27 protein-coding genes and 1 tRNA gene are annotated in these 26,985 nt (G+C 67.4%); 16 read left to right on the top strand and 12 right to left on the bottom strand.

Features of this window, described 5'->3' with window-relative positions:
- Positions 1 to 89 precede the first annotated feature (89 nt).
- On the top strand, positions 90 to 752 hold the full coding sequence (locus HCU64_RS20015) for a thiamine phosphate synthase (RefSeq protein ID WP_233385992.1): 663 nt from the start codon (positions 90 to 92) through the stop codon (positions 750 to 752).
- On the top strand, positions 749 to 1,798 hold the full coding sequence (locus HCU64_RS20010) for a tetratricopeptide repeat protein (RefSeq protein WP_233385991.1): 1,050 nt from the start codon (positions 749 to 751) through the stop codon (positions 1,796 to 1,798). The genes HCU64_RS20015 and HCU64_RS20010 overlap by 4 nt, the downstream gene beginning before the upstream one ends.
- Positions 1,799 to 1,953: 155 nt before the next feature.
- On the opposite strand, the gene HCU64_RS20005 is transcribed toward HCU64_RS20010, so the two are convergent.
- The 4 genes from HCU64_RS20005 to HCU64_RS19990 form a co-directional block, all read right to left on the bottom strand.
- Positions 1,954 to 2,400, bottom strand: coding sequence for a hypothetical protein (locus HCU64_RS20005; RefSeq protein ID WP_233385990.1), 447 nt, complete (start codon positions 2,398 to 2,400; stop codon positions 1,954 to 1,956).
- 147 nt (positions 2,401 to 2,547) lie between these two features.
- Complete coding sequence (locus HCU64_RS20000) at positions 2,548 to 2,943, bottom strand: hypothetical protein (RefSeq protein WP_233385989.1); 396 nt, start codon at positions 2,941 to 2,943, stop codon at positions 2,548 to 2,550.
- Positions 2,944 to 3,018: 75 nt separating this feature from the next.
- A complete protein-coding gene (locus tag HCU64_RS19995) occupies positions 3,019 to 4,845 on the bottom strand; it encodes a methylmalonyl-CoA mutase family protein (RefSeq protein WP_233385988.1) in 1,827 nt (608 codons plus the stop codon).
- Positions 4,846 to 4,964: 119 nt separating this feature from the next.
- Positions 4,965 to 5,822, bottom strand: coding sequence for an undecaprenyl-diphosphate phosphatase (locus HCU64_RS19990; RefSeq protein WP_233385987.1), 858 nt, complete (start codon positions 5,820 to 5,822; stop codon positions 4,965 to 4,967).
- 293 nt (positions 5,823 to 6,115) lie between these two features.
- Between HCU64_RS19990 and HCU64_RS19985 the strand changes: the two genes are divergently transcribed.
- The 3 genes from HCU64_RS19985 to HCU64_RS19975 are packed head-to-tail and all read left to right on the top strand — an operon-like array spanning position 6,116 to position 8,878.
- Entirely contained in the window at positions 6,116 to 6,808 is a 693-nt protein-coding gene (locus HCU64_RS19985; RefSeq protein ID WP_233385986.1) for a glutathione S-transferase family protein, read from the top strand.
- Positions 6,809 to 6,852: 44 nt separating this feature from the next.
- Positions 6,853 to 7,992 carry a tRNA epoxyqueuosine(34) reductase QueG gene (gene queG / locus HCU64_RS19980; protein ID WP_325170004.1) on the top strand — a complete coding sequence of 380 codons (1,140 nt, stop codon included), beginning with the start codon at positions 6,853 to 6,855 and terminating at the stop codon, positions 7,990 to 7,992.
- 16 nt (positions 7,993 to 8,008) lie between these two features.
- Positions 8,009 to 8,878 (top strand): SDR family oxidoreductase, encoded by an 870-nt coding sequence (locus tag HCU64_RS19975; protein WP_233385985.1) that lies wholly within the window; start codon positions 8,009 to 8,011, stop codon positions 8,876 to 8,878.
- A gap of 2 nt (positions 8,879 to 8,880) precedes the next feature.
- On the opposite strand, the gene HCU64_RS19970 is transcribed toward HCU64_RS19975, so the two are convergent.
- Complete coding sequence (locus HCU64_RS19970; protein ID WP_233385983.1) at positions 8,881 to 10,296, bottom strand: TAXI family TRAP transporter solute-binding subunit; 1,416 nt, start codon at positions 10,294 to 10,296, stop codon at positions 8,881 to 8,883.
- A 107-nt stretch (positions 10,297 to 10,403) separates the two neighbouring features.
- Between HCU64_RS19970 and HCU64_RS19965 the strand changes: the two genes are divergently transcribed.
- From HCU64_RS19965 to HCU64_RS19950, 4 genes are all read left to right on the top strand, one after another.
- On the top strand, positions 10,404 to 11,000 hold the full coding sequence (locus HCU64_RS19965; RefSeq protein WP_233385982.1) for a RecX family transcriptional regulator: 597 nt from the start codon (positions 10,404 to 10,406) through the stop codon (positions 10,998 to 11,000).
- Between the two features lie 59 nt (positions 11,001 to 11,059).
- The gene (locus tag HCU64_RS19960) at positions 11,060 to 11,485 is read left to right on the top strand and encodes an OsmC family protein (RefSeq protein WP_233385981.1); all 426 of its coding nucleotides are present in this window, start codon (positions 11,060 to 11,062) and stop codon (positions 11,483 to 11,485) included.
- Positions 11,486 to 11,723: 238 nt separating this feature from the next.
- On the top strand, positions 11,724 to 12,935 hold the full coding sequence (locus HCU64_RS19955) for a putative DNA modification/repair radical SAM protein (RefSeq protein ID WP_233385980.1): 1,212 nt from the start codon (positions 11,724 to 11,726) through the stop codon (positions 12,933 to 12,935).
- Position 12,936: 1 nt separating this feature from the next.
- Positions 12,937 to 14,397, top strand: coding sequence for a UdgX family uracil-DNA binding protein (locus HCU64_RS19950; protein ID WP_233385979.1), 1,461 nt, complete (start codon positions 12,937 to 12,939; stop codon positions 14,395 to 14,397).
- A 3-nt stretch (positions 14,398 to 14,400) separates the two neighbouring features.
- Here HCU64_RS19950 and HCU64_RS19945 read toward each other — a convergent pair whose 3' ends face one another.
- Together HCU64_RS19945 and HCU64_RS19940 are read right to left on the bottom strand one after the other, a co-directional pair.
- A complete protein-coding gene (locus tag HCU64_RS19945; RefSeq protein ID WP_233385978.1) occupies positions 14,401 to 15,096 on the bottom strand; it encodes a hypothetical protein in 696 nt (231 codons plus the stop codon).
- A gap of 186 nt (positions 15,097 to 15,282) precedes the next feature.
- Positions 15,283 to 15,639 (bottom strand): hypothetical protein, encoded by a 357-nt coding sequence (locus HCU64_RS19940; protein WP_233385977.1) that lies wholly within the window; start codon positions 15,637 to 15,639, stop codon positions 15,283 to 15,285.
- Between the two features lie 365 nt (positions 15,640 to 16,004).
- On the opposite strand from HCU64_RS19940, the gene polA reads away from it, so the two are divergent.
- Positions 16,005 to 19,082 (top strand): DNA polymerase I, encoded by a 3,078-nt coding sequence (gene polA / locus HCU64_RS19935; RefSeq protein WP_233385976.1) that lies wholly within the window; start codon positions 16,005 to 16,007, stop codon positions 19,080 to 19,082.
- A gap of 66 nt (positions 19,083 to 19,148) precedes the next feature.
- Here the strand turns inward: polA and HCU64_RS19930 are convergent, their stop codons facing one another.
- Positions 19,149 to 19,397: a hypothetical protein gene (locus HCU64_RS19930; protein WP_233385974.1), complete on the bottom strand. Its 249-nt coding sequence runs from the start codon at positions 19,395 to 19,397 to the stop codon at positions 19,149 to 19,151.
- A 218-nt stretch (positions 19,398 to 19,615) separates the two neighbouring features.
- Between HCU64_RS19930 and HCU64_RS19925 the strand changes: the two genes are divergently transcribed.
- The 6 genes from HCU64_RS19925 to HCU64_RS19900 all read left to right on the top strand — a co-directional run bounded on the left by HCU64_RS19925 (position 19,616) and on the right by HCU64_RS19900 (position 23,256).
- Positions 19,616 to 19,936 carry a GIY-YIG nuclease family protein gene (locus tag HCU64_RS19925; RefSeq protein ID WP_233385973.1) on the top strand — a complete coding sequence of 107 codons (321 nt, stop codon included), beginning with the start codon at positions 19,616 to 19,618 and terminating at the stop codon, positions 19,934 to 19,936.
- A 206-nt stretch (positions 19,937 to 20,142) separates the two neighbouring features.
- Positions 20,143 to 20,895, top strand: a complete 753-nt coding sequence (gene trhO, locus HCU64_RS19920) for an oxygen-dependent tRNA uridine(34) hydroxylase TrhO (protein ID WP_233385972.1) — start codon at positions 20,143 to 20,145, stop codon at positions 20,893 to 20,895.
- Between the two features lie 592 nt (positions 20,896 to 21,487).
- On the top strand, positions 21,488 to 21,703 hold the full coding sequence (locus tag HCU64_RS19915) for a SlyX family protein (RefSeq protein ID WP_183511417.1): 216 nt from the start codon (positions 21,488 to 21,490) through the stop codon (positions 21,701 to 21,703).
- A gap of 61 nt (positions 21,704 to 21,764) precedes the next feature.
- Positions 21,765 to 21,840, top strand: a tRNA-Val gene (locus HCU64_RS19910).
- A gap of 103 nt (positions 21,841 to 21,943) precedes the next feature.
- Entirely contained in the window at positions 21,944 to 22,225 is a 282-nt protein-coding gene (locus HCU64_RS19905) for a hypothetical protein (RefSeq protein ID WP_233385971.1), read from the top strand.
- A 731-nt stretch (positions 22,226 to 22,956) separates the two neighbouring features.
- Complete coding sequence (locus HCU64_RS19900) at positions 22,957 to 23,256, top strand: hypothetical protein (protein ID WP_233385970.1); 300 nt, start codon at positions 22,957 to 22,959, stop codon at positions 23,254 to 23,256.
- Between the two features lie 25 nt (positions 23,257 to 23,281).
- On the opposite strand, the gene HCU64_RS19895 is transcribed toward HCU64_RS19900, so the two are convergent.
- The 4 genes from HCU64_RS19895 to HCU64_RS19880 are packed head-to-tail and all read right to left on the bottom strand — an operon-like array spanning position 23,282 to position 26,982.
- On the bottom strand, positions 23,282 to 24,880 hold the full coding sequence (locus HCU64_RS19895) for a c-type cytochrome (RefSeq protein WP_233385969.1): 1,599 nt from the start codon (positions 24,878 to 24,880) through the stop codon (positions 23,282 to 23,284).
- Positions 24,881 to 24,906: 26 nt separating this feature from the next.
- Positions 24,907 to 25,278: a hypothetical protein gene (locus HCU64_RS19890; protein WP_233385968.1), complete on the bottom strand. Its 372-nt coding sequence runs from the start codon at positions 25,276 to 25,278 to the stop codon at positions 24,907 to 24,909.
- Between the two features lie 4 nt (positions 25,279 to 25,282).
- The gene (locus HCU64_RS19885) at positions 25,283 to 25,780 is read right to left on the bottom strand and encodes a TspO/MBR family protein (protein WP_233385967.1); all 498 of its coding nucleotides are present in this window, start codon (positions 25,778 to 25,780) and stop codon (positions 25,283 to 25,285) included.
- Positions 25,777 to 26,982: a geranylgeranyl diphosphate reductase gene (locus HCU64_RS19880; RefSeq protein WP_233385966.1), complete on the bottom strand. Its 1,206-nt coding sequence runs from the start codon at positions 26,980 to 26,982 to the stop codon at positions 25,777 to 25,779. Before HCU64_RS19880 ends, HCU64_RS19885 begins: the two co-directional genes overlap by 4 nt.
- Between the last annotated feature and the right edge of the window lie 3 nt (positions 26,983 to 26,985).

The raw sequence follows: 26,985 nt of genomic DNA, 5'->3' as shown, positions 1-26,985 counted from the left end.
CGGAGGTTGACCAACGGCCTCCGCAACGCTCATTGCCACGTCGGCTCCTCCCCGTGGTGGGGGAGGGGCGGCAGCCATCCGCGGAGCCGATGTCCGAAGACGCCCCACGCCTCGCCCTGTTGACGCCCTATGGGATCGATACCGGGCAAGCCGACACGTCGGCTGCCGCGCTCGCCGAGGCCTGTGCGGCCGGCGACGTCGCCGCGGTGATCCTGCGGCTGGCCCCGTCCGACGAGCGGACGCTCGTGAACCTCGTCAAGCGCCTGGCGCCGGCGGCGCAGGAGCGCGGCGCTGCGGTCCTCGTCTGCATTCCCGACTTCAAAGGTGACCTCGTCGGCATTGCCGCGCGTGGCGGAGCCGACGGCGTGCATGTCGACAAGGCGGACGAGACAGCTTTGCGCGATCTGCGCGGGCGGCTTCGCGACGGGCGCATCCTCGGCAGCGGCGGCTTCCTGGAGTCGAAGCACGCTGCCATGGCCGCGGGCGAGGCGCAGGTCGATTACCTGATGTTCGGCGGCCTCTATCCCGACGGCGCAGCGCCGGACCGGGATCTCGTCCGCGAACGCGCGACCTGGTGGGCCGAGATCTTCGAGACGCCCTGCATCGCCGTCGCGACAGAAGCGACCGAGATCGAGGCGCTCGCCGCGACAGGCGCGGAGTTCGTCGGGCTCGAGAGCGCCCTGTGGTTCGGCTCGCCCCAGGCCGTGACGTCGGCGGCAAAGACGCTCGCAGCGGCGGGTGGCGCGCGATGAGGCGGATCGGAGCCGGACTGGCCGGCCTGCTGCTCGTGGCCACTGCCCTCGATGCGGCGGCAGCGCCGAACCAGCCGCCGCTCGCCGCGCCGCCGAACGATCAGACCCTCAAGCCGGCGGATCCCAAAAAAACCTCGAAAGGGCTCTCGCGCGATCTGCCGACGCCCTACACGCCGGGTGCCGAGGGCATGCGGCCATCTCCGAACCCCAATGCCGACCTCGCCTACGGTGCCTATCAGCGCGGCCGCTACATGGCAGCTTTCCGCGAGGCCACGAAACGCGTCGAGGCGAACCCGAAGGATGCGGCGGCGCTGACGCTCCTCGGCGAGCTCTACAATCAGGGTCTCGGCGTGAAGCAGGATCCGAAACGCGCGCTGGAATGGTACGGCCTCGCGGCCAAACTCGGCGACGCGCATGCCATGGCCTCCCTCGGGCTGATGGCGATGGACGGGCGTGGCCGGACGAAGGATCAGAAGGCCGGGCGCCAGTGGCTGGAGCAGGCCTCCGCCAAGGGCGAGCCCTCCGCCTGCTACAATCTCGCGCTCATCCTGCTCGGGTCGGGGAAGCAAGACGACGTGGCCAGGGCCGCGACGCTCTACGAAACGGCTGCCAAGGCCGAACTCGCGCCGGCACAGCACGATCTCGGCGTGTTGTATCTCCAGGGCCGCGGCGTGCCGAAGGATTTGGGCAAGGCTGCCGACAATTTCCGGCGCGCCGCCGATAACGGCGACCTCGCCGGTGAGGTCGAGTTCGCGATCCTGCTGTTCAACGGCAACGGCATCGCCAAGGACGAGGCACGGGCGGCCCGCTACTTCCTGCACGCGGCGTCACGCGGCAACGCCATCGCCCAGAACCGCATCGCCCGGCTCTACGTCGTCGGCCGCGGCGTTCCCAAGAATCTGGTCGAGGCGGGCGCCTGGAACCTCGCGGCGAGCGCACAGGGTCGATCTGACGGATGGCTGGACCAGGCCTTGAGCGGCCTGAGCTCGGACGAACGGAAGCGAGCAGAGGCGCTCGGCACGGAGCGGGCAAAGATTCAGCAGTAAGGGTCAAGCTTTCTCGCCGTCATCCCGGGGCCGCGTAGCGGAACCCGGGATCCAGAACCGCAGGGGCATGCCCGTTTCGGCTCGGTCAGCGGCTCTGGATCCCGGGTTCGCCTGCGACGACCCGGGATGACGGAGTGGCTGAAAAAGGCGTCCCGCTATTGCGCGGGGTCCGCGGCCGGCTGATCGTCGCCCGTCGTCGTGACCTTCTCGGCCGCCGGCTCGGCGCTCGCGACCGTCTTGGTCTCCAGCATCGGCTCCAGGCGTGCCTCGAGCTGCTTGTCGAGATGCTTGGCGTAGGCGCCCTTGAAGTAGCGGTCGCCGGTGCCGCGCCCGTAGAGCCGGTCATGGGCCTGCACCATGCGGCTGACCTCCGGTCGGCAGAGGAAGCCGATCACGCCGGCCGCCTCGTACCAATGACCGGATTTCGCGAGGCGGATGGCCTTCGGGTTGGCCATGACGGTTTCGGCGAAGCAATCCGTGGCGGCCTGTTCAAGCGGGGCCATCACCGGATGCGGCTTGCCGGGGACACGCTGCTCGGGCCGGGCCTGGGCACCCGTCGCGACGAAGAGGACGGCGAGACCGGGGACGAGCAGCGCTTTCATCACGGATGCCTCGAAGCAGGACTGATTTGCCGAGTATCACCCCAGAATTGAGCCCGGAACAGGGCGATGTGCGGTGCGAAATGCAGCAGCTCGTGTGAGCGCCCGCCTCTGTCACCTGACGGTCACAGAGGCGGCTCTCGCGGCGAGTCAGCCGCGTCGGATCGCCGTCCAGCTTCCACGGCAGCCGATCGGTCCGTCTCCCGTGCTGCCCCACTGGCCGCCGCCGGAACCGCGCAGGGTCAAACGTCCGGATACCCGAGCGGAATCGGCACCGCGGGAAATGATGCCCTCGACCACTCCGGCCTGGGAGACGCGGCCTCGGATCGAGACGTCACCGCCCGGATAGATCGCTTGTCCCTTGTAGACCTGAATGGCGTAACGGTAGGCACGGTCGCACGGGCCGTCCTGCGTGACGACCTCGATGCTCCAATTGCCGTCGAATTTGTTCGGGACGGCGACCTTGCGCTTGGCGGCGTCTGCCGGCGCGCTCAGCACGCCGACCGACAACGCGGCCACGGTCGCGGCGATGATCGGTAGTCTCATTGTCAGCCCCTGCTGCGCAGTCTTTCGTTTTCACGAACGATCCTGCAACGCTCGAGGCGACATGAGGTTTCAGGCTCAAGCTTGCGCTATCGCACACCGCTGTGCGTCGGCGAGAAGCGCGAGGAGATCGCCGCCCGCGAAAAGGAAGGCGTCGACGCCCGCTGCCTTGAGCGCATCGGCATTGGCCGGCTTGCCGGCGAGATAGACGGTCTTGGCGCCTGCCTCCTTGAGAGCCCTCGCGGCCGGGGCCGCATCGGTCTCGTAGAGCGCATCGGACGAGCACAAGCATGCGATGGAGGCGCCGGATTCCTTGAAGGCGCGCGCGACGTCCTCCGCCTTCGCGAATCCGTCATTGCCGAGCGCCTCGATGCCGCCGGCCGCGAAAGCGTTGGCGGCGAAGGTCGAGCGGGCATTGTGGGTCGCGACGGGGCCGAGATTGGCCAGGAAAACCTGGGGCCGTGCGTCGTGGGCTTTCAGGTGCGCGTCGGCGGCATCGCGAAGCGCCTCGAAGGGCTCGGCAAGGCGCAGGGACGGCAGCGCGCCTTCGCCGGGCGCGGCAGGCGCCTTTGGCGCGACGTCGAGCAGCGCCACCGGCTTCTCGGCCAGGAAAGGGAACTCGCTGGCGCCCGTCAGCGGCTCGCGCCGCGTGGCGACGCGCTTGGCGCGGGCCTCGCGGACCTCCGCGATCCGGGCCTGGACCTTGCCGGCCTCGAGGCTGGCGAGGATGCCGCCTTCGCCTTCGATCTCCTGAAACGCCTTCCAGGCGCCCTCGGTGAGCGAAGCGGTCAGCGCCTCGAAGCCGCCGGCTCCGGCAGCCGGGTCGGAGACCTTGGCGAGGCTCGATTCCTCGATGAGGATGGTCTGGCTGTTGCGCACCACGCGGCGCGCGAAGGCGTCGGGCAGGCCGAGCGCCTGGGTGTAGGGCAGGGCGGTCACGGAATCCGCGCCGCCGAGGCCGGCCGAGGCGGCAGCCATGCCGGTGCGCAGGATGTTCACGAAGGGGTCGCGCCGGGTCATCATCCGCCAGGCCGTCTCGGCATGGACACGCAGCGGCTTGGGATCGAGACCACAGGCCTGCTCGACGCGTGCCCACAGACGCCGCAGGGCGCGGAACTTCGCGATCGTCAGGAACTCGTCGGCATCGGCGACGAGGAGGATGGAGATGGCGTCGCGGGCTCGTTCCAGCGAGATGCCCTCGGCCTCCAGCGCACGCAGATAGGCGACGGCGGTGGCGAGCGCGGCGGCAAGCTCCTGCACCTCGCTGGCGCCGGCCTCGTGATAGGGGCGCGGATCGGCAAGCGCGATGCGGCCGCGATAGCCCTCGAAGTCCTTTACGGCCTTTGCGAGTTTGGGCTGCCAGTCCGCCCGCAGACGGCCGGTGGCCGCGAAGAGGCCGATCGGGTCGAGGCCGAGATCGATGTCGAGCTCGGCGGGATCGTCGCCGCGCTTCTCGACGAGCGCCTTCAGATGCTCTGCGGTCTCGAAGCCCTTGGGGCCGGCATCGAGCCGCAACGCGATGATGGTCAGCAGTACGTTGTCGAGCGCCGCATCGAGATCCGCGACGCTGCCGATCGGAAGGCCGAAGCCGCGGGCGGCGGGCGCCTCGCTATGGACGAGCGTCAGGGAATCGGCGCCGCCTTCGAGGTCGAGCAGCGCCTGGGCGGCGGCCTTGTCGAAATCCGGATGGTCTACGCGCTGCGAGAGGCGCCACGGGCCGGGCGCCCGCACCGGTTGGGCGATCGGCTCGGCGGCCGGGTAGAGCGGCTCGATGCGCAGGCCGTCAGCGGTCTTCGAGACGAGGCGCTTCTCGAAATCACCGCCCTTCAGCGCCGCCTGTACGGCCTCGCGCCAGCGCTCCTGCGTGGCGGGCTCGAACAGCTCGGCAAGCGGACGATCTTCCATCTCTCTCACGGACCTCAGGCACTGGCGTGACGTGCGGACTTCACGTTGCCCGCAGCTCTGTCACAAGCCCATGCACCGACCAAAGGAGCGGTGCAATCGTCCGAAGGTCGATTCAACCATCAGCCGAGCAGGATCAGGCCGGCAAAACCGAGCGATCCGACGATGATGCGCCACCAGGCGAACAGCCAGAAACCGTGCCGGGTCACGTAATCCAGCACGCTGCGCACCACGATCAGGGCCGAGACGAAGGCCGCGATGAAGCCGATGACGATGAGCAGAGCGTCGTTGCTCGACAGGTTCTTGTAGTTGTCGAGCAGATCCTTGGCGAAGGCGCCGGCCATGGTCGGCATGGCGAGGTAGAACGAGAACTCGGTGGCCGCGCGCTTGCTCGCACCCATCAGCATCGCGCCGACGATGGTGGCGCCGGAGCGCGACACGCCGGGGATCATGGCGAGGCACTGGAAGAAGCCGATCTTCAGCGCCATCGGCAGGCTGAACTCGTAGACGTCGTCCATGCGCTGGCGGCGCTCGGTGCCGACCGCGCGGTCGTCCTCCCCTTGCGCGTCCGTGCGCTGGTAGGGATCGGCCTCGTCGACGACGAGCAGCACGAGGCCGCCGGCCACCAGCGTCGCGCAGACGATCCACGGGTTGAACAGGTAGGCCTTGATCATCTTCGAGAAGATGCCGCCGATGATCGCTGCCGGGATGAAGGCGAGCAGGATCGAGCCGACGAAACGGCGCGCGCGCGGGTCGTTCGGCAGCGAGGTCGCGATTTTCCAGAGCCGTGAGAAGTAGGCGTACAGAATCGCCAGCACCGCGCCGAGCTGGATCAGCACCTCGAAGGTGTTGTTCGGCGAGTGGAAGCCGATGAAATGGCCGATCAGGAGTTGGTGGCCGGTGGAAGAGACCGGGATGAATTCGGTGGCGCCTTCGACGACGGCGAGCACCAGCGCCTTCACCAGGTTTGCGAAATCCATCGGCCTGCCTGCCTCGTCCTGTCGTGAGAGATCCGCCCGGCACGGCCGGCGCGGAAAACAGCCTTCAAACTCTGCTTTGCCGTCATCGGACGACGAAATGGTGGCAGCCGTTACAGCGCGCTTCCCCACGGCAGCCGCACGTCCGGCAGGCGCCGATCATCCAGATGTCGCAAGTTGCGGTTGACAGGCGGTTACCGCTGAGGTTCGAGCGTGTTAATGAGGCGGCAACGATCGGGCAATAATCATCCCACAGCCGCCCGTTCCGCCGGCTCTCCCGCCAGATCACGGCCTGAATGGCGACGCTGCATCACGCCCCTTTCTGTCCGAACTCCCGCTTCATCCGCTTGGCGCTGGCCGAGATGGGCATGGAGCCCGAGCTCGTGGAGGAACGCCCCTGGGAGCGGCGCGACGGATTCCTGGCGCTGAACCCGGCCGGCACCACGCCGGTGCTCGTGGAGCAGACCGGACTGGTGGTGCCTGGGGCCGGCATCATCGCGGAATATCTCGACGAGACCCGCGGCCTGGGCCTCAGCGGCCGCCGCCTTCTGCCGGACACCACCGGCGCGCGCGTCGAGGTGCGGCGCCTGCTGCACTGGTTCCTGATCAAGTTCGATGTCGAGGTGACCGACTATCTGGTCACCGAGAAGATCTACAAGCGCTTCATGAAGAGCGAGCATGGCGGCGGCCCGCCGGACATGAACGCCATCCGCGCCGCGCGTACCAACGTGCGCTACCATCTCAAGTATATCGGCTACCTGATCGGCCAACGCCGCTGGATCGCGGGCGACCATATGACGTATGCCGACCTCGCGGCAGCGGCCCACCTGTCCTGCGTGGATTATCTCGGCGACGTGCCATGGGAAGAGGACGAGATGGCGAGGGACTGGTACGCGCGACTGAAGTCGCGCCCGTCCTTCCGCGCGATTCTCGCCGAGCGGGCCCCGGGCATGGCCCCGGCCGCGCATTACGCGAATCTGGACTTCTGAAAACCGCCAAGACGCCGCTCTCCGGCGATGCCCTGCGGCAGGTGATCGAGACCCGTGCGAAGTCGCTCGGCTTCGATGCCTTCGCCGTCGCGCGCCCGGATGCCGTACCGGAGCTGCGCGAGCGTCTGAGCCGCTGGCTCGCAGAGGGCCATCACGGCGAGATGGCGTGGATGACGGATCGCAGCGACCAGCGCGCGGCGCCGTCGGCGCTTTGGAACGGCGTGCGCTCGATCGTCATGCTCGGAATGAACGCCGCGCCCGAGGCAGATCCGCTGGAGAACCTAGCACGGCGGGATCGCGCCACCATCGCGAGCTACGCGCAGAGGCGCGACTATCACGAGGTGATCAAGGGCAAGCTCAAGGAGGTCGGCCAGCTGATCTCCGCACGCAGCGGCGCCTCGGCTAAGGTGTTCGTCGATACGGCGCCGGTGATGGAGAAGCCGCTTGCCGCCGCCGCCGGGCTCGGCTGGCAGGGCAAGCATACGGTCCTGGTCTCGCGCGAATTCGGCAACTGGATGCTGCTCGGCGCCATCTTCACCGCAGCCGAGCTGGAGCCCGATACGCCCGGCCGCGATTCCTGCGGCTCGTGCCGGCGCTGCCTCGACATCTGCCCGACTGATGCGTTTCCGGCGCCGTACCGGCTCGATGCGCGGCGGTGCATCTCCTACCTTACCATCGAGCACGAAGGGCCGATACCGCACGAGTTTCGCGAAGCGATCGGCAATCGTATCTTCGGCTGCGACGACTGCCTCGCAATCTGCCCCTGGAACAAGTTCGCCGAGCAGGCGGGCGAGGCGAAGATGGCCGCACGGGCGGATCTCGCTTCACCTTCATTGGCAGACCTGTCGCGGCTCGACGATGCGGGGTTTCGCGCGTTCTTCGCCGGAACGCCCATCAAGCGGACCGGGCGGGATCGGTTTCTGCGCAACGTGCTGATCGCCATCGGGAATTCAGAGAATTCCGCGCTCGCCGAGGAAGCCGTGCGCTGTCTCGACGATCCGGCGTCGGTGGTGCGTGGCGCTGCGGTCTGGGCTTGCGGCAAGCTTCTCGACAATGGGCGGGTGAGGGCGCTGGCCGACATGCACTGTCTTCGCGAAAGCGACGCCACCGTTCGCGAAGAATGGCGCGCGCTGAACCCTCCCGCAGCGGGGAGAGGGTTTGGCGCGGATAGGCCCCATCTCTGATCGGAACCCATTCCGCATGAATCTCTTCGTCTTCGGCCTCGGCTACACCGCCCGGCACTTCGCCGAGCGGGAGCGCGCGCGCTTCGGCGTCGTCCGCGGAACGGTGACGGAAACCGACCGGGCCGAGGCCATCGCTGCCGAGACCGGCTTCGCCATGCGCACCTTCGGTCCCGACTCGGACGACCCGCGCATCGCCGCCGATCTCGCCGATACCGACATCCTGCTGATCTCGGCGCCCCCGACACAAAGCGGCGACACGGTGCTCGCCCGCCATCGCGACGCCATCGCAGGCAGCCGCATCTCCTGGATCGGCTACCTCTCGACCATCGGCGTCTATGGCGACCAGGGCGGCGCCTGGATCGACGAGACCGAGCCGGCGCTCCCGAAGAGCGGGCGCTCGAAGGGCCGGCTCGAGGCGGAGGAGGCCTGGCTGTCGCTCGGCTACGAGGCCGGCAAACCCGTGCAGGTTTTTCGGCTCTCGGGGATCTACGGCCCAGGCCGCAATCCCATCACCAAGCTGCGCGAGGGCAAGTCGCAACGCATCGTGAAGGCCGGGCAGGTCTTCAACCGCATCCATGTCGACGACATCGCGACTACACTGGCCGCCTCGATCGAGCGGCCCCGCGGTGGAGCGGTCTACAACGTCACCGACGACGAGCCGACGGCCCCGCAGGTCGTCATCGAGCATGCCGCCGAGATCACAGGCCTGCCTTTGCCGCCCGAGGTCGATTTCGAAACGGCCGATCTCAGCCCGATGGCGCGCAGCTTCTATGGCGAGAACAAGCGCGTGCGGAACCGCCTGATCCGGGAGGAGCTCGGCGTCCGACTCGCCTATCCGACCTATCGCGAAGGGCTCGCCGGCCTGGTCGCGGATGCCGCTGGCTGAGACTATTCGGCGGCCGGCAGGTTCAGCGAGAGCAGGCGGGCCGTGCGGACGCGGGCCGCCCCGGCACTTTCGGCAACCGGGGGCGTGACACCCAGCGCGCGTCGGGCATCGTCGAGGGCGGCATGGACGGCGTCGATCGCGAGGATCAGCGCGCTCAGCACGCGGGTATCGATCGAGCGCTCGCGGGCATGACGCACCACGTCGGCGACGAGCCCGTCCATCTCGCAGCCGATGGCGTTGAGGGCTGCCGGGGTTTCCGCAGCGCGCACCTCCGTCAGGATGTCGAGCAGCCGGTCGAGCACGGCATCGACGCGTTCGCGCCGCTTGCGGGCGAGGCGCTGACCGATCCAGGCGAAGCAGGAGCCGAGCGTGCCGCCAAAGAAGGCGACGAGGTAGATCCAGTCCTCGTAGCGCTGCAGGAAGGTCTGCTGCTCGCGCTCGAAATAGTCGACCGCGCCGGGGTGGTTCGGCAGCCGCGCGCTGGTGGCGGTGACGGTGGTCTCGTATTCCGGCGCCTTGACCTGGTTGGCGAGCGGGGTCGCCGCTGCGAGGCGCGGGCGCCATTCGAACAGGTGCTGCACCACGGAGGCCACGGCGACGCGGTTCACCGAGCCGCGCGCCATCAGGCGGTAGGACACGCCCAGCGTATCGATGTCCTCTTCAGGGAGGGTCGGCCTGCCGCCGAAGGTGCCGGCGGCCACCGACATCGGCTGCAACTCGGGAAAGCGTTGGATGATCGCCTTGCTGTCCGGCACGCTGACCAGCGTCACCTTCTTCTCGGGTGAGACGGCGGCGACGGCGCGCACCACGGAGACGGCCGGTTTGGACGAGGGCGCCGCGATCACGGCGATGGCGTCGACGCGCTTCTCTTCGAGCGCGGTCTTCACCTCGGCGGCCTTCAGCGGCACGATGCCGACGCGGCCGGCCGCAAGCGCCGGATTGGTGGCGTCGGCGCCCGAGGCGGGCACGAAGTCGTAGAAGTCGAGCAGGTGGTTGATGACGGCGAGATCGGCATCGTGCCGCACCAGCACGCCGAGCCGGCGCTTCGACAGATCCGGGAAGGTGTCGATGTCGGAGGCATCGGGCGCGGCGATGATCAGGGCCTCGTCGTGCAGCACCGCGAGCGTCAGGCCGTTATCCGGCAGCTTGACGTCGGGACGGACCACGGCGAGATCGGCCCGGTTCTGCTGGAGCGCCCGCGCGCTATCGTCCACGTCGTCCAGGGGCAGGATGTTGAGGCGGATGTCCTCGTGATTCTTAGCGAGCGCCTTCGAATAGGCATCCATCAGGACGGCCTCGGCCCCGTCGCGCGGACCGACGGCGACTGTGAGCGTCGTGGGACGCGAAAGGTAGACCACCGCCCCGGCAACGGCAGCGAGGCCGAGGGCGAGCAACACGAGAATCCACTCCCGCCTCATGAGGCAGGCTGTGGCGAATGCGGCGACGGAACGCCAGCGCGATCGAAGCGGCGTGTTATCCATACCCAAGTCATGGAATGGAAACCTGTCCAGATCGTGAAGAACCGATGAAATCTCGGATCGTTGCCAACGAAACGAAGGCAAGACCTGCGCCAGCCATAACTGAGCAGTGGCTGGAGCGCGTCGCCCTGCATTACCTTGACCGTTACAGCGCGACTGAAGAGATGCTTCGCCGCCTGCTCGCACGCCGAGTGGAGAGGCGCTCACGCGACCGCGGCGAGGAGCCCGGGGCCCATTCCGAGCTGATCGAGAAGACGGTGGCGCGTGCCGTCCGTGCGGGCCTCGTGGACGACGCGCGCTTCACCCATGCGCGTCTCGCGACGCTACGCCGCAGAGGCGCCTCGACCCGAAAGGCCGGCGCGGCGTTGGCTGCCAAAGGCGTCGACCGAACAATCGTCGAGGCCGCTCTCGCCGCCGAGCGCGAGGAAACCGAGGACAGCGAGGCGATCGAGGAGAATGCGGCCCGGGCTTTTGCCCGCCGCCGTCGCATCGGACCGAATCGCCCGGCGGATGCGCGGGCCGCCCATCGCGAGCGTGACCTCGCAGCGATGGCCCGGGCAGGCTTCTCCTATTCCGTGGCGCGGGCCGCGATCGATGCCGACGCGGAGGACGTCCACCACTCGACGACGGGCCTCGACATCTGACCCTGCCGCACCACCTCGCCTTGGGTCGCGCAGCCGCGCGGGAAGCCAGGGAGCACAACATGACCGACCGCCACGCGAGCGCGCACTGGGAAGGCGACGGCAAGTCCGGCAAGGGCACGATTACCACCCAATCGGGCGTGCTCGACAACAACCCCTACGGCTTCAATACGCGTTTCGAGAACGAGCCCGGGACCAACCCCGAGGAACTGATCGCGGCGGCGCATGCGAGCTGCTTCACCATGGCGCTCGCCTTCCAACTGCAGGCGGCAGGACTGAAGGCCGAATCGCTCGACACTAAGTCCGTGGTCACGCTGGTGAAGGACGGCGACGGCTTCAAGGTGACCAAGTCGGCGCTCACGCTGAACGCCCGGATCCCTGGCATCGACAAGGCCAAGTTCGACGAGCTGACCTACAACGCCAAGACGGGCTGCCCGATCTCGAAGCTCCTGACTGCCGAGATCACGCTGCAGGCGACGTTGGCGTAGCCTCATCGTCATTCCGGGGCGCCGGAGGCGAACCCGGAATCCAGAAACGCAGGTCGATGTCGACCTGGCTCCATCGGTGGCTCTGGATTCCGGGTTCCGCTGCGCGGCCCCGGAATGACGGGGAGGATGAGCCGGCCGCCTTGTGAGCCGATCGGTCGCAGCTCGAAAGAACGACATCGCCAGCGACCGGTAGCTCGCAAACTTGTTCGAATCGTCCCGAATGTTCATGATACGTTCGATGGACGAAACGCTTGCCAAGAAGCTGCGCATCCTCGCCGATGCCGCGAAATACGATGCCTCCTGCGCGTCCTCGAATGCGCCGAAGCGCTCCGCCGGAAAGGATGGGCTCGGCTCGACCACGGGTGCCGGCATCTGCCATGCCTACACGCCGGACGGGCGCTGCGTTTCGCTGCTCAAGATCCTGCTCACGAATTACTGCCTGTTCGACTGCGCCTATTGCGTGAACCGGCGCTCCTCGAACGTGCAACGCGCACGGTTCTCGGTGGACGAGGTCGTCACGCTCACGGTCGAGTTCTACAAGCGCAACTACATCGAGGGCCTGTTCCTCTCCTCCGGCATCATCCGTTCGCCCGACTACACGATGGAGCAGATGACGCTCGTCGCGAAGAAGCTCAGGCGCGACTTCGGGTTCCGCGGCTACATCCATCTGAAGTCGATCCCCGAGGCGAGCCCGTGGCTCGTCGAGGAGGCGGGCCTCTTCGCCGACCGGCTCTCGATCAATCTCGAATTGCCCACCGAAGCGAGCCTGACGCGGCTGGCGCCCGAAAAGAGCGGCGCGACGATCGAGACGGCGATGGGCCGGATCGGCGAGCGGATCAGCGAGGCCCGGGCCGAAAAGCGCCGCTTCTCCCCCGCCGGGCAATCGACCCAGGTGATCGTCGGCGCGGATGCCACCGACGATTCCGCGATGATCGCCAAGAGCGCATTGCTCTACGGCTCCTACGGCCTGTCGCGGGTCTACTACTCGGCCTTCAGCCCGATCCCCGATGCTTCCTCAACCCTGCCGCCGCAGGCTCCGCCGTTGAAACGCGAGCACCGGCTGTACCAAGCCGATTGGATGCTGCGGTACTACAAGTTCTCCGCGCCGGAGGTGGCTGAAGCCACCGATGACGGCATGCTCGCCCTCGACGTCGATCCGAAGCTCGCCTGGGCGCTGAAGAACCGCCACCGCTTCCCGGTCGACGTGAATCGGGCCGACCGCGAGATGCTGCTACGCGTGCCGGGGCTCGGTACGCGCGCGGTCGATGCCATCCTGAGGGCGCGTCGACACACACGGCTGCGGCTCGACGACGTGGCGCGGCTCACGGCGGGGCTGAAGCGGGCGCGGGAATTCCTGATCGCCGAGGATTACCGGCCTGGCGCCGCGAGCCAACGTCTCGACCTGCGGGCACGCCTCGCGGAGCCGGCACAGCAGCTGAGTCTGTTCTGAGATGAAAGCCGTAGCGCCAGCTAACCCTGCCCCCTCCGCGGGAGAGGGGGGAGGGGTTTCCGTGGCATCGCTCGAGAAGGGTGCCGACCTCTCCGGCTTCCGCAACTCGGCTCGCCGACTGATCGCCGCGAATGTGCCGCCAGAGCGTGTCGTCTGGGAGATTGGCGAGAGCGCCAGCCTGTTCGGAGCGGGCGGGACCATGCCTGACGCCCCGCCACTGCACCTCCCGCGGGCCGTCGGCGAGCTGATCCCGAGCATCGTTCCGCACAGCGACCCGGAGCGCTACGCGCTTCTCTACACCCTGATCTGGCGGGTTGTCCGCGGGGAGCGCGCCTTGCGCGACGTTGCGAGTGACCCGCTGGTCCATCGCCTGCACCTGATGCGGAAGGCCGTGCGGCGCGACCTCCACAAGATGCACGCCTTCCTGCGCTTCCGTCGCGTCCAGGGCGGGTCACCGGAGCGCTTCGCGGCCTGGTTCGAGCCAGATCACCACATCCTGGAAGCGGCCGCGCCGTTCTTCGTGGAGCGTTTCCGCTCCTTCGCCTGGTCGATCCTGACGCCCGAGGGTTCGGCGCATTGGGATACCGAGGCTTTGCACTTCGGGCCACCGGGCCGGCGTGAGAACGTACCGGAAGGCGACGGCTTCGAGGCCGGCTGGCGCGATTACTACGAAAGCACCTTCAACCCGGCCCGACTGAACCTCGACGCCATGCGTGCCGAGATGCCGAAAAAGTACTGGCGGAACATGCCGGAGACGGCGGCGATCCCCCAACTCGTTCGTGCCGCCGCCGCGCGGACCACGGAGATGATCGAGAGGCCGCCGCAGATGCCGACCAAGCGCGATCCCGCCAAGGCCGTAGCCGCCATGGCCGACCAGAACCCGAACTCGCTCGCCGAGCTGAACGTGATCATCAAACGGTCGGAGCCGCTGGTGCCGGGCGCCACGCAGGCCGTGCTCGGCGAAGGTCCGACCGGCGCAGCGATCGCCTTCGTCGGCGAGCAGCCAGGCGATCAGGAGGATGTTCAGGGGCGTCCCTTCGTCGGCCCGGCCGGCCAGCTTTTTTCACGGGCGATGGAGCAGGCCGGGCTGAACCGCGGGGACGCCTACGTCACGAATGCGGTGAAACACTTCAAGTTCACGCTGCGCGGCAAGCGCCGCATCCACGAGAAGCCGACGGCGGGAGAGGTCAGCCACTACCGCTGGTGGCTCGACCGTGAGCTGGACTTCGTGAAGCCGAAGATCGTCGTGGCTCTCGGCGCGACCGCCGTTCTCGCGCTTGCCGGCAAGGCGGTGCCGATCACGCGCAACCGCGGCCCGTTCGATTTCGGCGGCAAGCCATTTCAGGGCTTCATCACCGTGCACCCGTCCTACCTGTTGAGGCTGCCGGACGAGGAGGCGAAGGCCATGGCCTACGAGGCGTTCGTGGATGACCTGCGGCGGGTTGGAGAGCTCGCGGCCTAGCCGTTACTCGACCGGCCGCTTCCACGGCATGATCTTGCGCATGGTCTGCATCTGCTGATCGGTCGGCTCGTTCTTCGCCTCGATCGCCTTGATCTCGTCGTCCTGCGCCAGCTTCAGCTTCACCTTCATGACCTTGCGGGCCTGGTCGGCCGGCATGGCGCCGATCGGCACCATCATGGCGATGAGCTGGAAACGGGTCTTCTTGTCGATAAAGCGCGAGTGTTTCACGTCCTCGAACTCGGCCATGCGATGGGTCTTCTGCGAGCCGCCGGTGAAGACCTTCGGGCCGTTCGGCATGATCACGATGTCGCCGGGGCGCAGCGTCTTGTCCTCGAGGATGGCCTTGGTCGGATTGTCGAGGATCGCTTGCTGATCCACCGGCTGCTTGCCGCTGATGTCGCTTTTGAGATCGTCGGCGCGAGGCAAGGCGGCGTAGCGGGTCTTCATCCGGAGCGCCCGGCGCTGCTCGGAGCGCTGACGGCGGTAATAGGAGCGGTCTGAATAGCCGTAGGCGCTCTGCCCTCGGTAGTAGGGAGCCGGCGCGGGGGCCGGCGCGGCCTGCCTTTGGACGCCGAAGAGCATTTCGAAGAAGTTCGCTTGCTGGGCGCTGACAGTCGCGGAACTCGCGATCAGCACGCTTGCCGATGCGATGCCCAGGACGAGACCATAGGGCGCGCGGCCGTTTCGGTGCGAGGTCATGGCATCTCCCTCGTGCTCCGCTAAGCTGGGCCGATACCGGCTTAACGGGAGCCCATGCATCGGGTTCCGCGCGCGTTCAAATGATCCCTTAAATTAACGTGAATGCTCCAGCCGGCTAATGAAGGTTAATTTGTGCGCCGGCAAGCAAACGGCGGAGCACGTGCCCCGCCGCTGCAATCGATCCGATCAGAAGGTCGGGCGACCGTCGCCGTAGCGACCGCCGACAGAGCCGGTCACCACATCGTCCGCGGCGCCGGTGACGCCGCCCACGACACCGCCCACCGCCGTGCCGACCCCGTTAATCGTTCCGCCGACGACGTTTCCGACGCCGCCAACGAGGCCGCTGCCTTGCGCCGCGCGCGGATCGATATGCGCACCGAGCACATTGAGCGTGCCGTCGTCGTTATAGCCGGGCGCGCGGCCGCCATAGCTCGCGGCGTTGCCCTCATAGCCATTGCCCAGGATCTGTGCGGAGGCTGGTGCGGCGGCAAGGCCGAGGGCCACTGCGCCGGCTGCGATCACGGTCTTCATGCGAATGTTCATCGCGAACTCCACTGAGGACGGGCTGCCGGGCAAACCGCGGATCGGTCGCCGGCACGGCCCGTCGTTGCGTGGGTTCGATCTGGTCGCGCCGGACGATGCGGCAAGGCACGCTTTGTCGCAGTGCAATATCGTTATTGTTCAAGATGTTGGCAGATCGATTGCAGCTTAGTGCCGATCTGATTTTGCAATGCGAAAGTCTGCGAAGGATCAGAGACGGTTCCCGTGGCTCAGCTTGATGGCGAGGCGCGTCGTGCACATTCGCACACCGTCGGATCGTCGTGGCCTGGGGTCGGCGGAGCCATCGCTGTGGCGTGTGCGCGTTCGGCCCTCTAGACAGAGCCTCGATCCGCGCACGAGTCCGAAGAATGACCGCCGAGCCAGACCAGCAGCCCCAAAAATCCGTCGGCGAAGGCGATCAGGTCATCCTGGTCGACGGCTCGTCCTTCATTTTCCGCGCGTATTTCCAGTCGATCAATCAGGACCAGAAGTACAACACCCGGCCTTCGGACGGCCTGCCCACCGGCGCGGTGCGGCTGTTCTGCACCAAGATCGCGCAGTTTCTCCAGGACGGCGCGGCCGGCTGCAAGCCGACCCATCTCGGCATCGTCTTCGACAAGTCCGAGCAGAGTTTTCGCAAGGAGCTCTACCCCGACTACAAGGCCCACCGCCCCGACGCGCCGGATGACCTGAAGCGCCAGATGCCGCTGATGCGCGACGCGGTGCGCGCCTTCGGCCTGCATGCCATCGAGATGGAGCGCTACGAGGCCGACGACCTGATCGCGACCTATGCCCGGCAGGCCGAGGCGCGCGGTGCCGGCGTCATCATCGTGTCCTCCGACAAGGACCTGATGCAGCTCGTCTCGCAAAAGATCCGGTTCTACGATTTCGAATCCGGCGCCAAGGGCAAGCCAGGATACCGGCCCGAGCGCAACCTCGACGAAGAGGCCATTGTCGCGAAATGGGAGGGTCTGGAGCCGAGCCAGATCGGCGACGCGCTGGCGCTGATCGGCGACACTTCCGACAACGTGCCGGGCGTCCCCGGCATCGGCCTGAAGACCGCCGCCGCGCTCATCAAGGAATATGGCGGCCTCGAGCCGCTGCTGGAGCGGGCCGGCGAGATCAAGCAGCCGAAGCGCCGCGAGACCCTTTTGGCCAATATCGAGCAGGCCCGGCTCTCGCGAAAACTCGTGGCGCTGGTCGAGGATGTCGCTGTGCCGGTGGCGCTGGACGAACTCGGCGTGCCGGAGCCGGACCCGGACAAGCTCGTCGGCTTCCTCAAGGCGATGGAGTTCAACACGCTCACCCGCCGCATCGCCGACATGCTGCATGTCGACCCGGAGAAGGTGAAGCCGGACCCGGCCCTCGCGCCCGGCGCGCGTGACGACGCCCCCTTCGACGATCCGGAGACGGCGGCAGCCGGGGCGGAGCGTGGGCCCGGCGAGGCGCCCCCCGGCACCGATCCCTTCGCCGGCCTCGACCTGCCGGATGCTCCGGCCAAGAAGCGTGGCTCGGCCGAGCCGACGCCCTCGACCCTCGTCGCCGAGCGCGCGGCGGAAGCCGTGAAGCCGTTCGACCGGGAGGCCTACGAGACCATCCTCAGCCGAGAACAGCTCGATGCCTGGATCGCCGAGGCCTTCGAGGCCGGCATCGTCGCCGTCGATACCGAGACCGACGCGCTCGACGCGCAGCGCGCCGGGCTCGTCGGCGTCTCGCTCTGCGTGGGCGTGGGGCGCGCGGCCTATATCCCGCTCGCCCATGTCGCGACTGTCGGCGGCGGCGACTTGTTCGGCGACAAGGCCGCCTCGGACGTCACCGAGCCGGTCGCGGGCCAGATCCCGCTTAAGGAGGCGATCGCGGCGCTCAAGCCCCTGCTGGAAGACCCCGGCACGCTGAAGATCGGCCAGAACATCAAGTACGACCTGTCGGTGCTCGCGCGCTACGGCATCACCGTCGCGCCGATCGACGACACCATGCTGATCTCCTACGTGCTCGATGCCGGCAAGGGCGGGCACGGCATGGACGAGCTCTCGAAGCGCCATCTCGGGCACACGCCGATCACCTTCGCCGAGGTCACCGGCACCGGCCGCAACAAGATCACCTTCGAGCGCGTGCCGCTCGACAAGGCCACCGCCTATGCCGCCGAGGATGCCGACGTCACCTTCCGGCTCTGGCGGATGATGAAGCCGCGGCTGGCCGCCGAGCGCCGCGTCACCGTCTACGAGACGCTGGAGCGGCCGCTGGTCTCGGTACTCGCCCGGATGGAGGCGGAGGGCATCCGCATCGACCGCAACCTGCTGAGCCGCCTCTCCGGTGATTTTTCGCAGACGCTCGTCCGGCTGGAGGAAGAGATCCAGGCGGATGCGGGCGAGAAGATCCAGGTCAGCTCGCCGAAGCAGATCGGCGACATCCTGTTCGGCAAGATGGGCCTGCCCGGCGCCAAGAAGACGCCGTCCGGTCAATGGGCGACGCCCGCGACCCTGCTCGAGGAACTGGCTCAAGCCGGCCATGAGCTCCCGAAGAAGATCCTGAACTGGCGGCAGCTCTCGAAGCTGAAATCGACCTATACCGACACGCTGCAGGAGCATGCGGACCGCGAGACCAACCGCATCCACACCTCCTTCGCCCTGGCCGCGACGACCACGGGCCGGCTCTCATCCTCCGACCCGAACCTGCAGAACATCCCGATCCGCACGGAGGAGGGGAGGCGCATCCGCAAGGCCTTCGTCGCGCCGGAGGGCACGCGGCTGATCTCGGCCGACTACTCGCAGATCGAGCTGCGCCTGCTCGCCCACATCGCCGACATCCCGCAGCTGCAGGAGGCTTTCGAACAGGGGCTCGACATTCACGCGGCGACCGCGAGCGCCATGTTCGGCGTGCCCCTCGACCAGATGACCAGCGACCTGCGCCGGCGCGCCAAGACGATCAATTTCGGCATCATCTACGGCATCTCGGCCTTCGGCCTCGCCGACCGGCTCGGCATCGGCCGCGAGGAGGCGAGCGCCTTCATCAAGCAGTATTTCGAGCGGTTTCCGGGCATCCGCGACTACATCGAGGCCACCAAAAAACTCTGCCGGGACAAAGGCTACGTGACGACCCTGTTCGGCCGCGTCTGCCACTACCCGCAGATCCGCTCCAACAACCCGAACGAGCGCGCCTCGGTGGAGCGCCAGGCCATCAACGCCCCGATCCAGGGCACGGCCGCCGACATCATCCGCCGGGCGATGATCCGCATGGAGGCCGCGCTCAAGGCCGAGCGCGTCACCGCGCGCATGCTGCTGCAGGTGCACGACGAGTTGGTCTTCGAGGTGCCAGAGGAGGAGATCGACAAGGCGATCCCGGTGATCCAGCGGGTGATGGTCGAGGCGCCGATGCCGGCCGTGTCACTGAAGGTGCCGTTGGTGGTGGAGGCGCGGGCGGCTGGGAATTGGGATGAGGCGCATTAGCAGGTGCGGCTCTTCCATCCATCCCCGCACCCTGAGGTGCGCGATGGGAGAAGCGGGGCCGCCTGTTCAGAAGGGGCGTAGGCGCCGGATTGCGACGAGCCGATCCTTCGCGTCGAGATCGACGGCCAGCGGGATGGAGTGACCAGCGGAGGGGATCAGCGCAGCGCGATAGGTCCAGGTCGTCACGGCGGGGCCATCCCCGGACAGGTCGATGCGACCGTTCGGTTCGCCCAGCAACGCCTCGATCTGCTCTGCGGGCGTGCCGGCTGGAAGAGCCGATTGAAGTGGCGCGAGATTTTGGGAGGAGGGTGCCACGTTGGCTCGCCTTGGCTCGAGTTTCGGGCATCCTACTCAAACACCTCATCCTGTGGTGCCCGCATCCGCGCGCCTTGAAAGAAGGCTCCAGATCGCGCGATTCCTGGAGCCCTCCTTTGAGGCTTCGCTGCGCTTCGCACCTCAGGATGAGGTGGGTTGGTGGGATGCACGGAAAGGTGGAACGAGTAGGATGGGTTGCGGCCTTGCCGGAGCCCACCATGTCCGCCTTCGTCTACATGCTCCGCTGTGCCGACGGCAGCTACTATGTCGGTTCGGCGCGTGGGGAGTCGCTCGACAAGCGGATCAGCGAGCATCAAGCGGGCACCCATACGGGCTACACGAGCGCGCGCCGTCCCGTCTTGCTGGTCTGGGCGGAGCAGTGCGAGCGGATCACCGATGCCATCGCCTACGAGCGGCGCATCAAAGGGTGGAGCCGGGCCAAGAAGGAAGCGCTGATCCGCGGCGATTGGGACGCGGTGCAGAATGCCGCCAAGCAACCGACCTCACGCGGGCGATCCAACCCAAATCCCTCATCCTGAGGTGCGAAGCGCAGCGGAGCCTCGAAGGAGCCCTTCAGCGCGCAAATCGGTTGATGGCGGTCTCCCCACCGCGCGGTGGGCCCTGGAGCCCTCCTTCGAGGCTCCGCTGCGCTTCGCACCTCAGGATGAGGGGAATTGGTGGGATGGGCCGGCCTGCGCCCGTGCGCGTTTCGCCGACACCGCACCGCTGTTAAACCCTCCGCGACATGCCCCACACCGTCGCCGCTCTCTACCAGTTCGTCTCCCTGCCCGACGCCGCCGCGTTGCAGGCGCCTCTGTTAGCGCTCTGCGAAAAGCTCGGCATCACCGGCACGCTGCTGCTGGCGGAGGAGGGGATCAACGGCACCGTGGCGGGCTCGGCCGAGGCGATCGACGCCTTTCTGGCGGAGCTGCGCGGCGGGGCCCTGCTCGGCGGCCGGCTCGACGATCTCGAATGCAAGCTCTCCACCGCCGAGGCGCCGCCCTTCCGCCGGCTCAAGGTGAAGCTGAAGCCCGAGATCGTCACCTTCGACGGCGGCCGCACCGATCCGACGCGCGGGGCCGGCGAGACGGTCGCGCCCGAGGACTGGAACGCGCTGATGGCGCGGCCGAACCTGCTCCTCGTCGACACCCGCAACGCCTTCGAGGTGGCGCTCGGTACGTTCGAGGGCGCGGTCGATCCCGGCACAAGGAGCTTTTCGGAATTTCGCGCTTATGCGGACGGGCTCGATCCGGCGGAGCAGACGGAGGTCGCGCTGTTCTGCACCGGCGGCATCCGCTGCGAGAAGGCCGGGGCCTATCTCAAGGAGCGCGGCTTCGCGCATGTCCACCTGCTCAAGGGCGGCATCCTGAAATACCTCGAGACCGTGCCCGAGGCCGAGAGCCGCTGGCGTGGCGACTGCTTCGTCTTCGACGAGCGCGTCGCCCTAGGCCACGGGCTGGAGGAGCGTCCGGGGCACGAGCCCGAGGAGACGCGGTAGCGCTCTCGTTCGGCGACCGCCGTCGCAAAATGACCGGCAGCGATCTTGACATAATTCCTATTTTGTGATTGTTTCCTCGAACTCGCCGCCCGGACTTTCGGGGTGCGCCGCCGGTGACCGACCGGAGGCGTGATGGGAGGCGAGGCGGTGCCTGCGGCGGAGGTTCGGTCCCTTCGCTCCGGGCGACGGGTTCGGCGAGACGCCGCTCTCGGATCGGGCACGGACACGCGGGAACGCGCACCGGGAGGAAATGACCGGTCCCGTGACCCAACTCTGGGACGGACGAGTGAACTGCGGCGCTGCTCACTACGGGGCAGTAGGCTGGGACAGACCCTTTTGTGGCAACCCGGGGCATCACGACCCGGAAACGTCTACTCGCAGGCCGGATTCCGTTGGAGACACCGCGACGAAAAACCGGCCGACGGCCTCGCATGGGGGCCGCCGACCGCGGGACGCCGGGGAACCGTCGTTTCTTGCTGCAAGCTTGCCGTGGTTCCGCGGCGTCCCGCGTCACCCCAAGGCCCCAGGAGCGCTCGGCTCGCGGGGACGCGTGAACGCGCCTCGGATACAAGGGCCGGCGACAGGAGCACCGATGACCGACCCACATGACAGCCGGATCGACCGCCTCGAGATCCGCCTCACCGAGCAGGAGGCCACGATCGAGGATCTCAACGCGACGATCACCGCCCAATGGAAGAAAATCGACGCCCTGGTGCGCGCGGTCCAGCGCCTCGAAGCCCAGATCGAGGAAGCCTCCGCCGCCCGCGGCAGCGCCGGCGCCCCGGAGCCGCCCCCGCCGCATTACTGAGCCGCGCCGCGGCCCCGCTTGCGAAAGCGAAGCGTTTTTCGTAACGCTCCGCGCATGGTCAGGGCGGTTAGCTCAGTTGGTAGAGCGTCTCGTTTACACCGAGAATGTCGGCGGTTCGAGCCCGTCACTGCCCACCAATCCTTTCCGATGGCTGGAGCGATCGCCTCCGCGAGGCGATCGGACTTTGGTGGTAGCCGAGGCGTTAAGTGCACGTCAGGGTGAGCCGGCGTAAGCTGCCTGATGCGCTTCGTCCTCCTCGCCCTCCCGATCCTGCTGACGGTACTGCCCGCGAAGGCGGACCCGATCTCGGATGCGCTGTTCGGACGGCCCTTCAGCGATGGCGTCGTCACGGGCGGAGCATTCGGCGCTGGCGGGAATGACTATTACGGCGACGAGAATGCGATGCGTTCGCATGCGTCCAGCGGCCCGGCGAGATCGGCCTCCGGCTCAAGGCGTCGACAGCACACCCATCTGGCGCCCTCGAGCCATCAGCCCGTCGTGGCGCGGCCTTATCGCCCCTGATTGCCCATCGCCGAATCGAAGCAAAGCTGCAGATCGATCGGTTTCGGCTGACGCTGTGCTCGTCAGCGAGCGTGCCTCATCCAACTATCGGAGTAGTCGATACAGAATTTTGGCTACTCGACAGAAGCTGCGCAACATCCAACTCTCGACCGTCATACGATGTCGAGAGGCGGTGGCCATGATGCGGTCGAGGATGTGGGTTGCGCTCGTTTTCTGCTGTATCGGCGGCAGCTCGGCCATGGCCGTTACCTATGACAGGGAACTCGGCCCCCCGAGTGGCTGGGGTTCCAGCCCCGGCAATGGCGGGGGATCCGGTCCTGGCTACGCCGGAGGGCCTGGCCCGAGCCCGGGCGGAGGCCCTAGCCCCGGCTACGGTGGAGGCCCTGGCCCTGGCTACGGTGGAGGACCCGGCCCTGGCTACGGTGGAGGACCCGGCCCGGGCTACGGCGGAGGTCCCGGCCCCGGCTACGGCGGCCCGAAAGGCGCACCCGGTCCTATAGCCGGTGCCGGCCTGCCCGTGCTTCTCGTGGTTGGCGCGTTGGTCTACGTCCGGCGCAGGATGGCAAAGAGCCCCAAAGGCGAGTTGCGCTGAGGGCTCGCCGGGCGCGGCTCTGAAGATCCTCACGCGAGATGGTCCTGTGGCCATCTCGCGGCAAAATAAACCTTGAGTCTGAACGAAATAGTGACGTTTGCGGGCTGACAGTCGCGTCGGATCGAAGGACGCCGCGCCCATGCAACCCCGCCCCCATCGGAGCCCGAGAGACAGCTTCCGGTCGGTCGAACAGGATTTCGACGCGCTCATCCTGCGCATCCGTCGCCTTGCGGCTCATCGTGGCTACAGCCGCGAAGCGCTCCTGAGCCCGATGCTGAAGCGGCTCATCCCTGCGGGCAGGCTGTCCGGCGATGCCCTGGCCGACACCGAGGAGCTCCGCAAGCGCCTCACGGGCGCCGCTCTCGACCAGAAGGCGGTGGCCTACCTCACAGAATCCGTCGAGATCGAGCTCGACTTCGCGCGGCTGCGGCTGGACTGAGCGGGCGCGAGACCCGCGCAGGCACTCAGTTGTGGCTGGGCTGGGCGCTGTCTGAGGCCGGCGGCGCACCGGGCTTCGCGCTGGCATGCTTCTCGGGATGCCGAACCTGACTGTAGGCGATGTTGGCGAAGCTTCCGAGCACCGTCGGCCAGCTCGCATTGCCGTATTGCGGATCGTTCCGCCCGACCTTGCAGAACGCCGTGGTCAGGCCGTTCACGATCGCCTCGTCGGAGGCGCCGTTCGCCGCCGATCTCAGCTGCGGGACGATCCTGGCCAGTGCCGTGGTGAAGTCGCCCTGCTTCAGGCCCTTGAGTTGGTCGGTGATGCCGGCCTTCTGGAACGGCTCCTGCAGCCCGTCGAGATAGGCCTCGGTGCATTCGGCGGTGCCGGATTGCATGGTCCTGGTCTTGGCCTTGGCGTCCGAGACGGCGGTGCCGCTGTTCATGACGGGCGCGTTATTGCCCCATGAGTTGCGCACGTAGTCCGTCACGTCCTTGACCTGCTGCTCGGTCATCTCCTGGCCGATGGCGACCATCGGCGCATAGCCGTTCTGGGCCGGCAGCCCGCCATAGACGACGCGCAGCACGGTCTCGGGTCCAGCCTGCTGCACCGCCGTATTGCCAGCCAGCGCCGGCACCGCGCCCGGAATGCCCTTGCCGTCGGGCTGGTGGCAGGACGAGCAGAAGGTCAGGTAGGTGGCCCCGCCCGGCGCATGCGCGGTGTTGAAGGCCTGCAGATCCTTTTCCTTGTAGGTCTGGCGTGCCGCGACCGTCCTGAGATAGGCGACGATGGCCTTCAGATCGTCGTCGGTCATCTTGCTCAGCGACTCGTTGATGGTCTGGCGCATCGGTCCTGCCGCGACGCCGGGCCGGTTGCCGGGCGCACTGCCCGTCTTGAGGTAGGTGAACACCTCGTCATCGCTCCAGGCGCCGATCCCTTGATGGCCCTCCGGCGTGATGTTGGGGGCGTACCAGCCGTCGATCACACCACCACCGAACTTGCCGGCGAGGCTCGAATTGCCGACGAGCTTGTGCTCGTTGTGGCACATGCCGCAATGCGCCAGTCCTTCGACGAGATAGCCGCCACGGTTGATCTGCTCGCTGGCCTTCGGATCGGGCTTGAAGCGGTCGGAAGAGAAGAACGCCGTGCGCCAGGTGATCAACGATGCGCGCACGTTGAACGGGAACGGGATCTCATTCGCCTTGCGCTCTTCCCGTGCTGCCGGCACCGATTGCAGGTAGGCCCAGATCGCCTTGACGTCGTCGTCGCTGACCTTGGCGAACCAGGCGAACGGGAAGGCGGGATAGAGATATTCGCCCTCGTCACCGACGCCGTGGCGGAAGGCCTGCTCGAATTTTTCGTAGCTCCACTTGCCGAGACCGGTCTCCTTGTCGGGGGTCAGGTTCGGCGTCATGATCGCGCCGATCGGCGTGTCGAGCTTGTAGTTTCCAGCGAGGAATTTGCCTCCGGCAGCCGTGTGGCAGGCCGTGCAATCGCCGGCCGTGACGAGGTATTCGCCGCGCTTCACCAAGTCCTGGTCGGCTCCTTGAGCACTGGCGAAGGCAGGGGCGAGAAGAGCAGCCGCGATCAGCGAGCCGAATGCCAGCGCAGTGCGTCGGGCCATGGCGCTACTCCCTGCGCAGGATAGATTTAAGATGAAATCATTCTAGCCTGCTGCCGGCGATTGAACGCTGCCGTATCAGTCGATGTTCCAGGCTCACCCAACTGTGACCTGCGACCAAGCGCCTTCGACTGCTCTTCATGCAACCTGAACCATAGATCGGCCACGTGCGCGACGAGCGATCCCAGAAGAGATCCGGCGATGATTGTCCAGTGAGCGCCGGACAGCGCAGCGCGCAGGGCGATCATCAGGCAAGCGCCCGCCGCAATATTTCCGATCAACGCAATCGGCGAGGGGCCACGTCCTCGACGCCAGCGCCAGACCAGCAGCGCGAGCGCCTCGCAGGCTACGAGCGCCAGAATGAGGTCGATGATCCTGCCGCTCGCGAACAGCTCGGCCATCGGTTCACGCCGCTCGCAGACGCGGATTGAGCTGGACGATCCGCAGGTTGAGGAACGTGGCGATGCTGACCCAGCCGAGATACGGCAGGTTCAGGAACGCAGCGACGGGAGTAGCTCGGCCGGTCACGAAGACGAGCGCGACGATGGACAGCCAGAGCAGCACAACCTCGGCAAGAGCGAGATCCGGCCTGCGCATTCGGAAGAAGATGACGCTCCAGGCCATGTTGAGCACGCCATTGACGCCGTAGGCCGCGATCAATGCGCCTCGGGCGGCGGGACTCGAATCGGCATTCCAGGCGAGCACGCCGGCCGTCGCCGTCAGCGCGAAGATCACCGACCATATCGGGCCGAATGCCCAGTCCGGCGGCTTCCACGACGGCTGGCGCAGGCGATGGTACCAGTCGTCGGTGACGGTCGCGACACCGCCCACGACGGCGACGACCACCGCCGCGAGTGCGGCGACCAGGGGAACGGCCCAGCCGTCTCCCAGCAGCGCGCTCACGGTGAGACCCAGCGGAAGAGGTGGGCGAGATCCTTGAAGAAGATCCGCGCGTGGGCCGCCGGCTTGGCGCGGACCAGCTCCTTGTTCATGTAGCTGTCCCAGGTCAGCTGCTGCACGTCCTTGTCGCGGCAGATCGAGACGAAGCGCTCGCGCAGGGAGTCATTGCGGTACCAGACCCACTGCATCATGCGCAGGATCCAGAACACGCGGCCGTGCAGCTTCATGAACCGGCGCCGCGCCTGCCTCAGGGCCCTCACGTCGCCCGTGCGCAGAAAAACGTCAGCGGCTTCCGCCGACAGGCGTCCGCCGAGCATCGCGTAGTAGATGCCTTCTCCGGAGGCAGGCGCGACTATGCCCGCCGCATCACCGGTGAGCAGCACGTCGCGGCCGTTGTCCCAGCGGTCGAGGGGCTTGAGCGGCAGCGGCGCACCTTCGCGGCGGATGGTCTCGCCGGCCGCGAGGCCGGAGGAGCGGCGCAGATCTCGGATCGCCCCGCGCAGCGAGAATCCCTTGCGAGCGCTCCCGGTGCCGACACTGATCGTTTCGCCGTGCGGGAAGACCCAGGCGTAGAAATCCGGAGAGAGCGCGCCCTGGTAATAGACGTCGCAGCGCGACGCCTCGTAATCGGCGTCCTGAGCCGGGCGGCGGACGATCTCGTGATAGGCGAAGACCTGGCGCATCGCCGCATGACCGGGAATCTCGGCGCGCCCGACCGGTGAGCATGCGCCGTCGGCACCAATGACGAGGCTGGTTCGCACGACGGCCTGCCGCCGCTCGGCACCCTTGCCGGCGCTGTAGTGGACCGATGCAAGGCCATTCCCGTCGCGGCTGATGCGCTCGAATACACCCTCGCGGTGCTCGGCGCCCGCCAGGGCGGCACGGTCGCGCAGCCAGGGATCGAACTGCTCGCGGTCGACCATGCCGACGAAACCGTCGCCGACCGGCATGTCGACGCGCTTGTCACTCGGCGCGATCATCCGGGCCGAACGGATCTTGGCGACCAGGAGTTCGTCGGGGATGGCGAAATCGCGGATGAGGCGGGGCGGGATCGCGCCGCCGCAGGGCTTGATCCGGCCTGCCTTGTCCAGCAGCAGCACGCGACGGCCGGCGCGCGCCAGATCGGTCGCTGCCGTCGCGCCGGACGGGCCGCCGCCGACAACGACGACATCGAACATCTCGGCTTCGACAGCGGGCTCGGACATAGC

The organism is Methylobacterium sp. C25, assembly GCF_021352225.1.
In the GTDB taxonomy this organism is placed as follows: domain Bacteria; phylum Pseudomonadota; class Alphaproteobacteria; order Rhizobiales; family Beijerinckiaceae; genus Methylobacterium.
The sequence above is the reverse complement of the archived record's forward strand: the minus strand, read 5'-3'. Positions and strand labels throughout refer to the sequence as shown.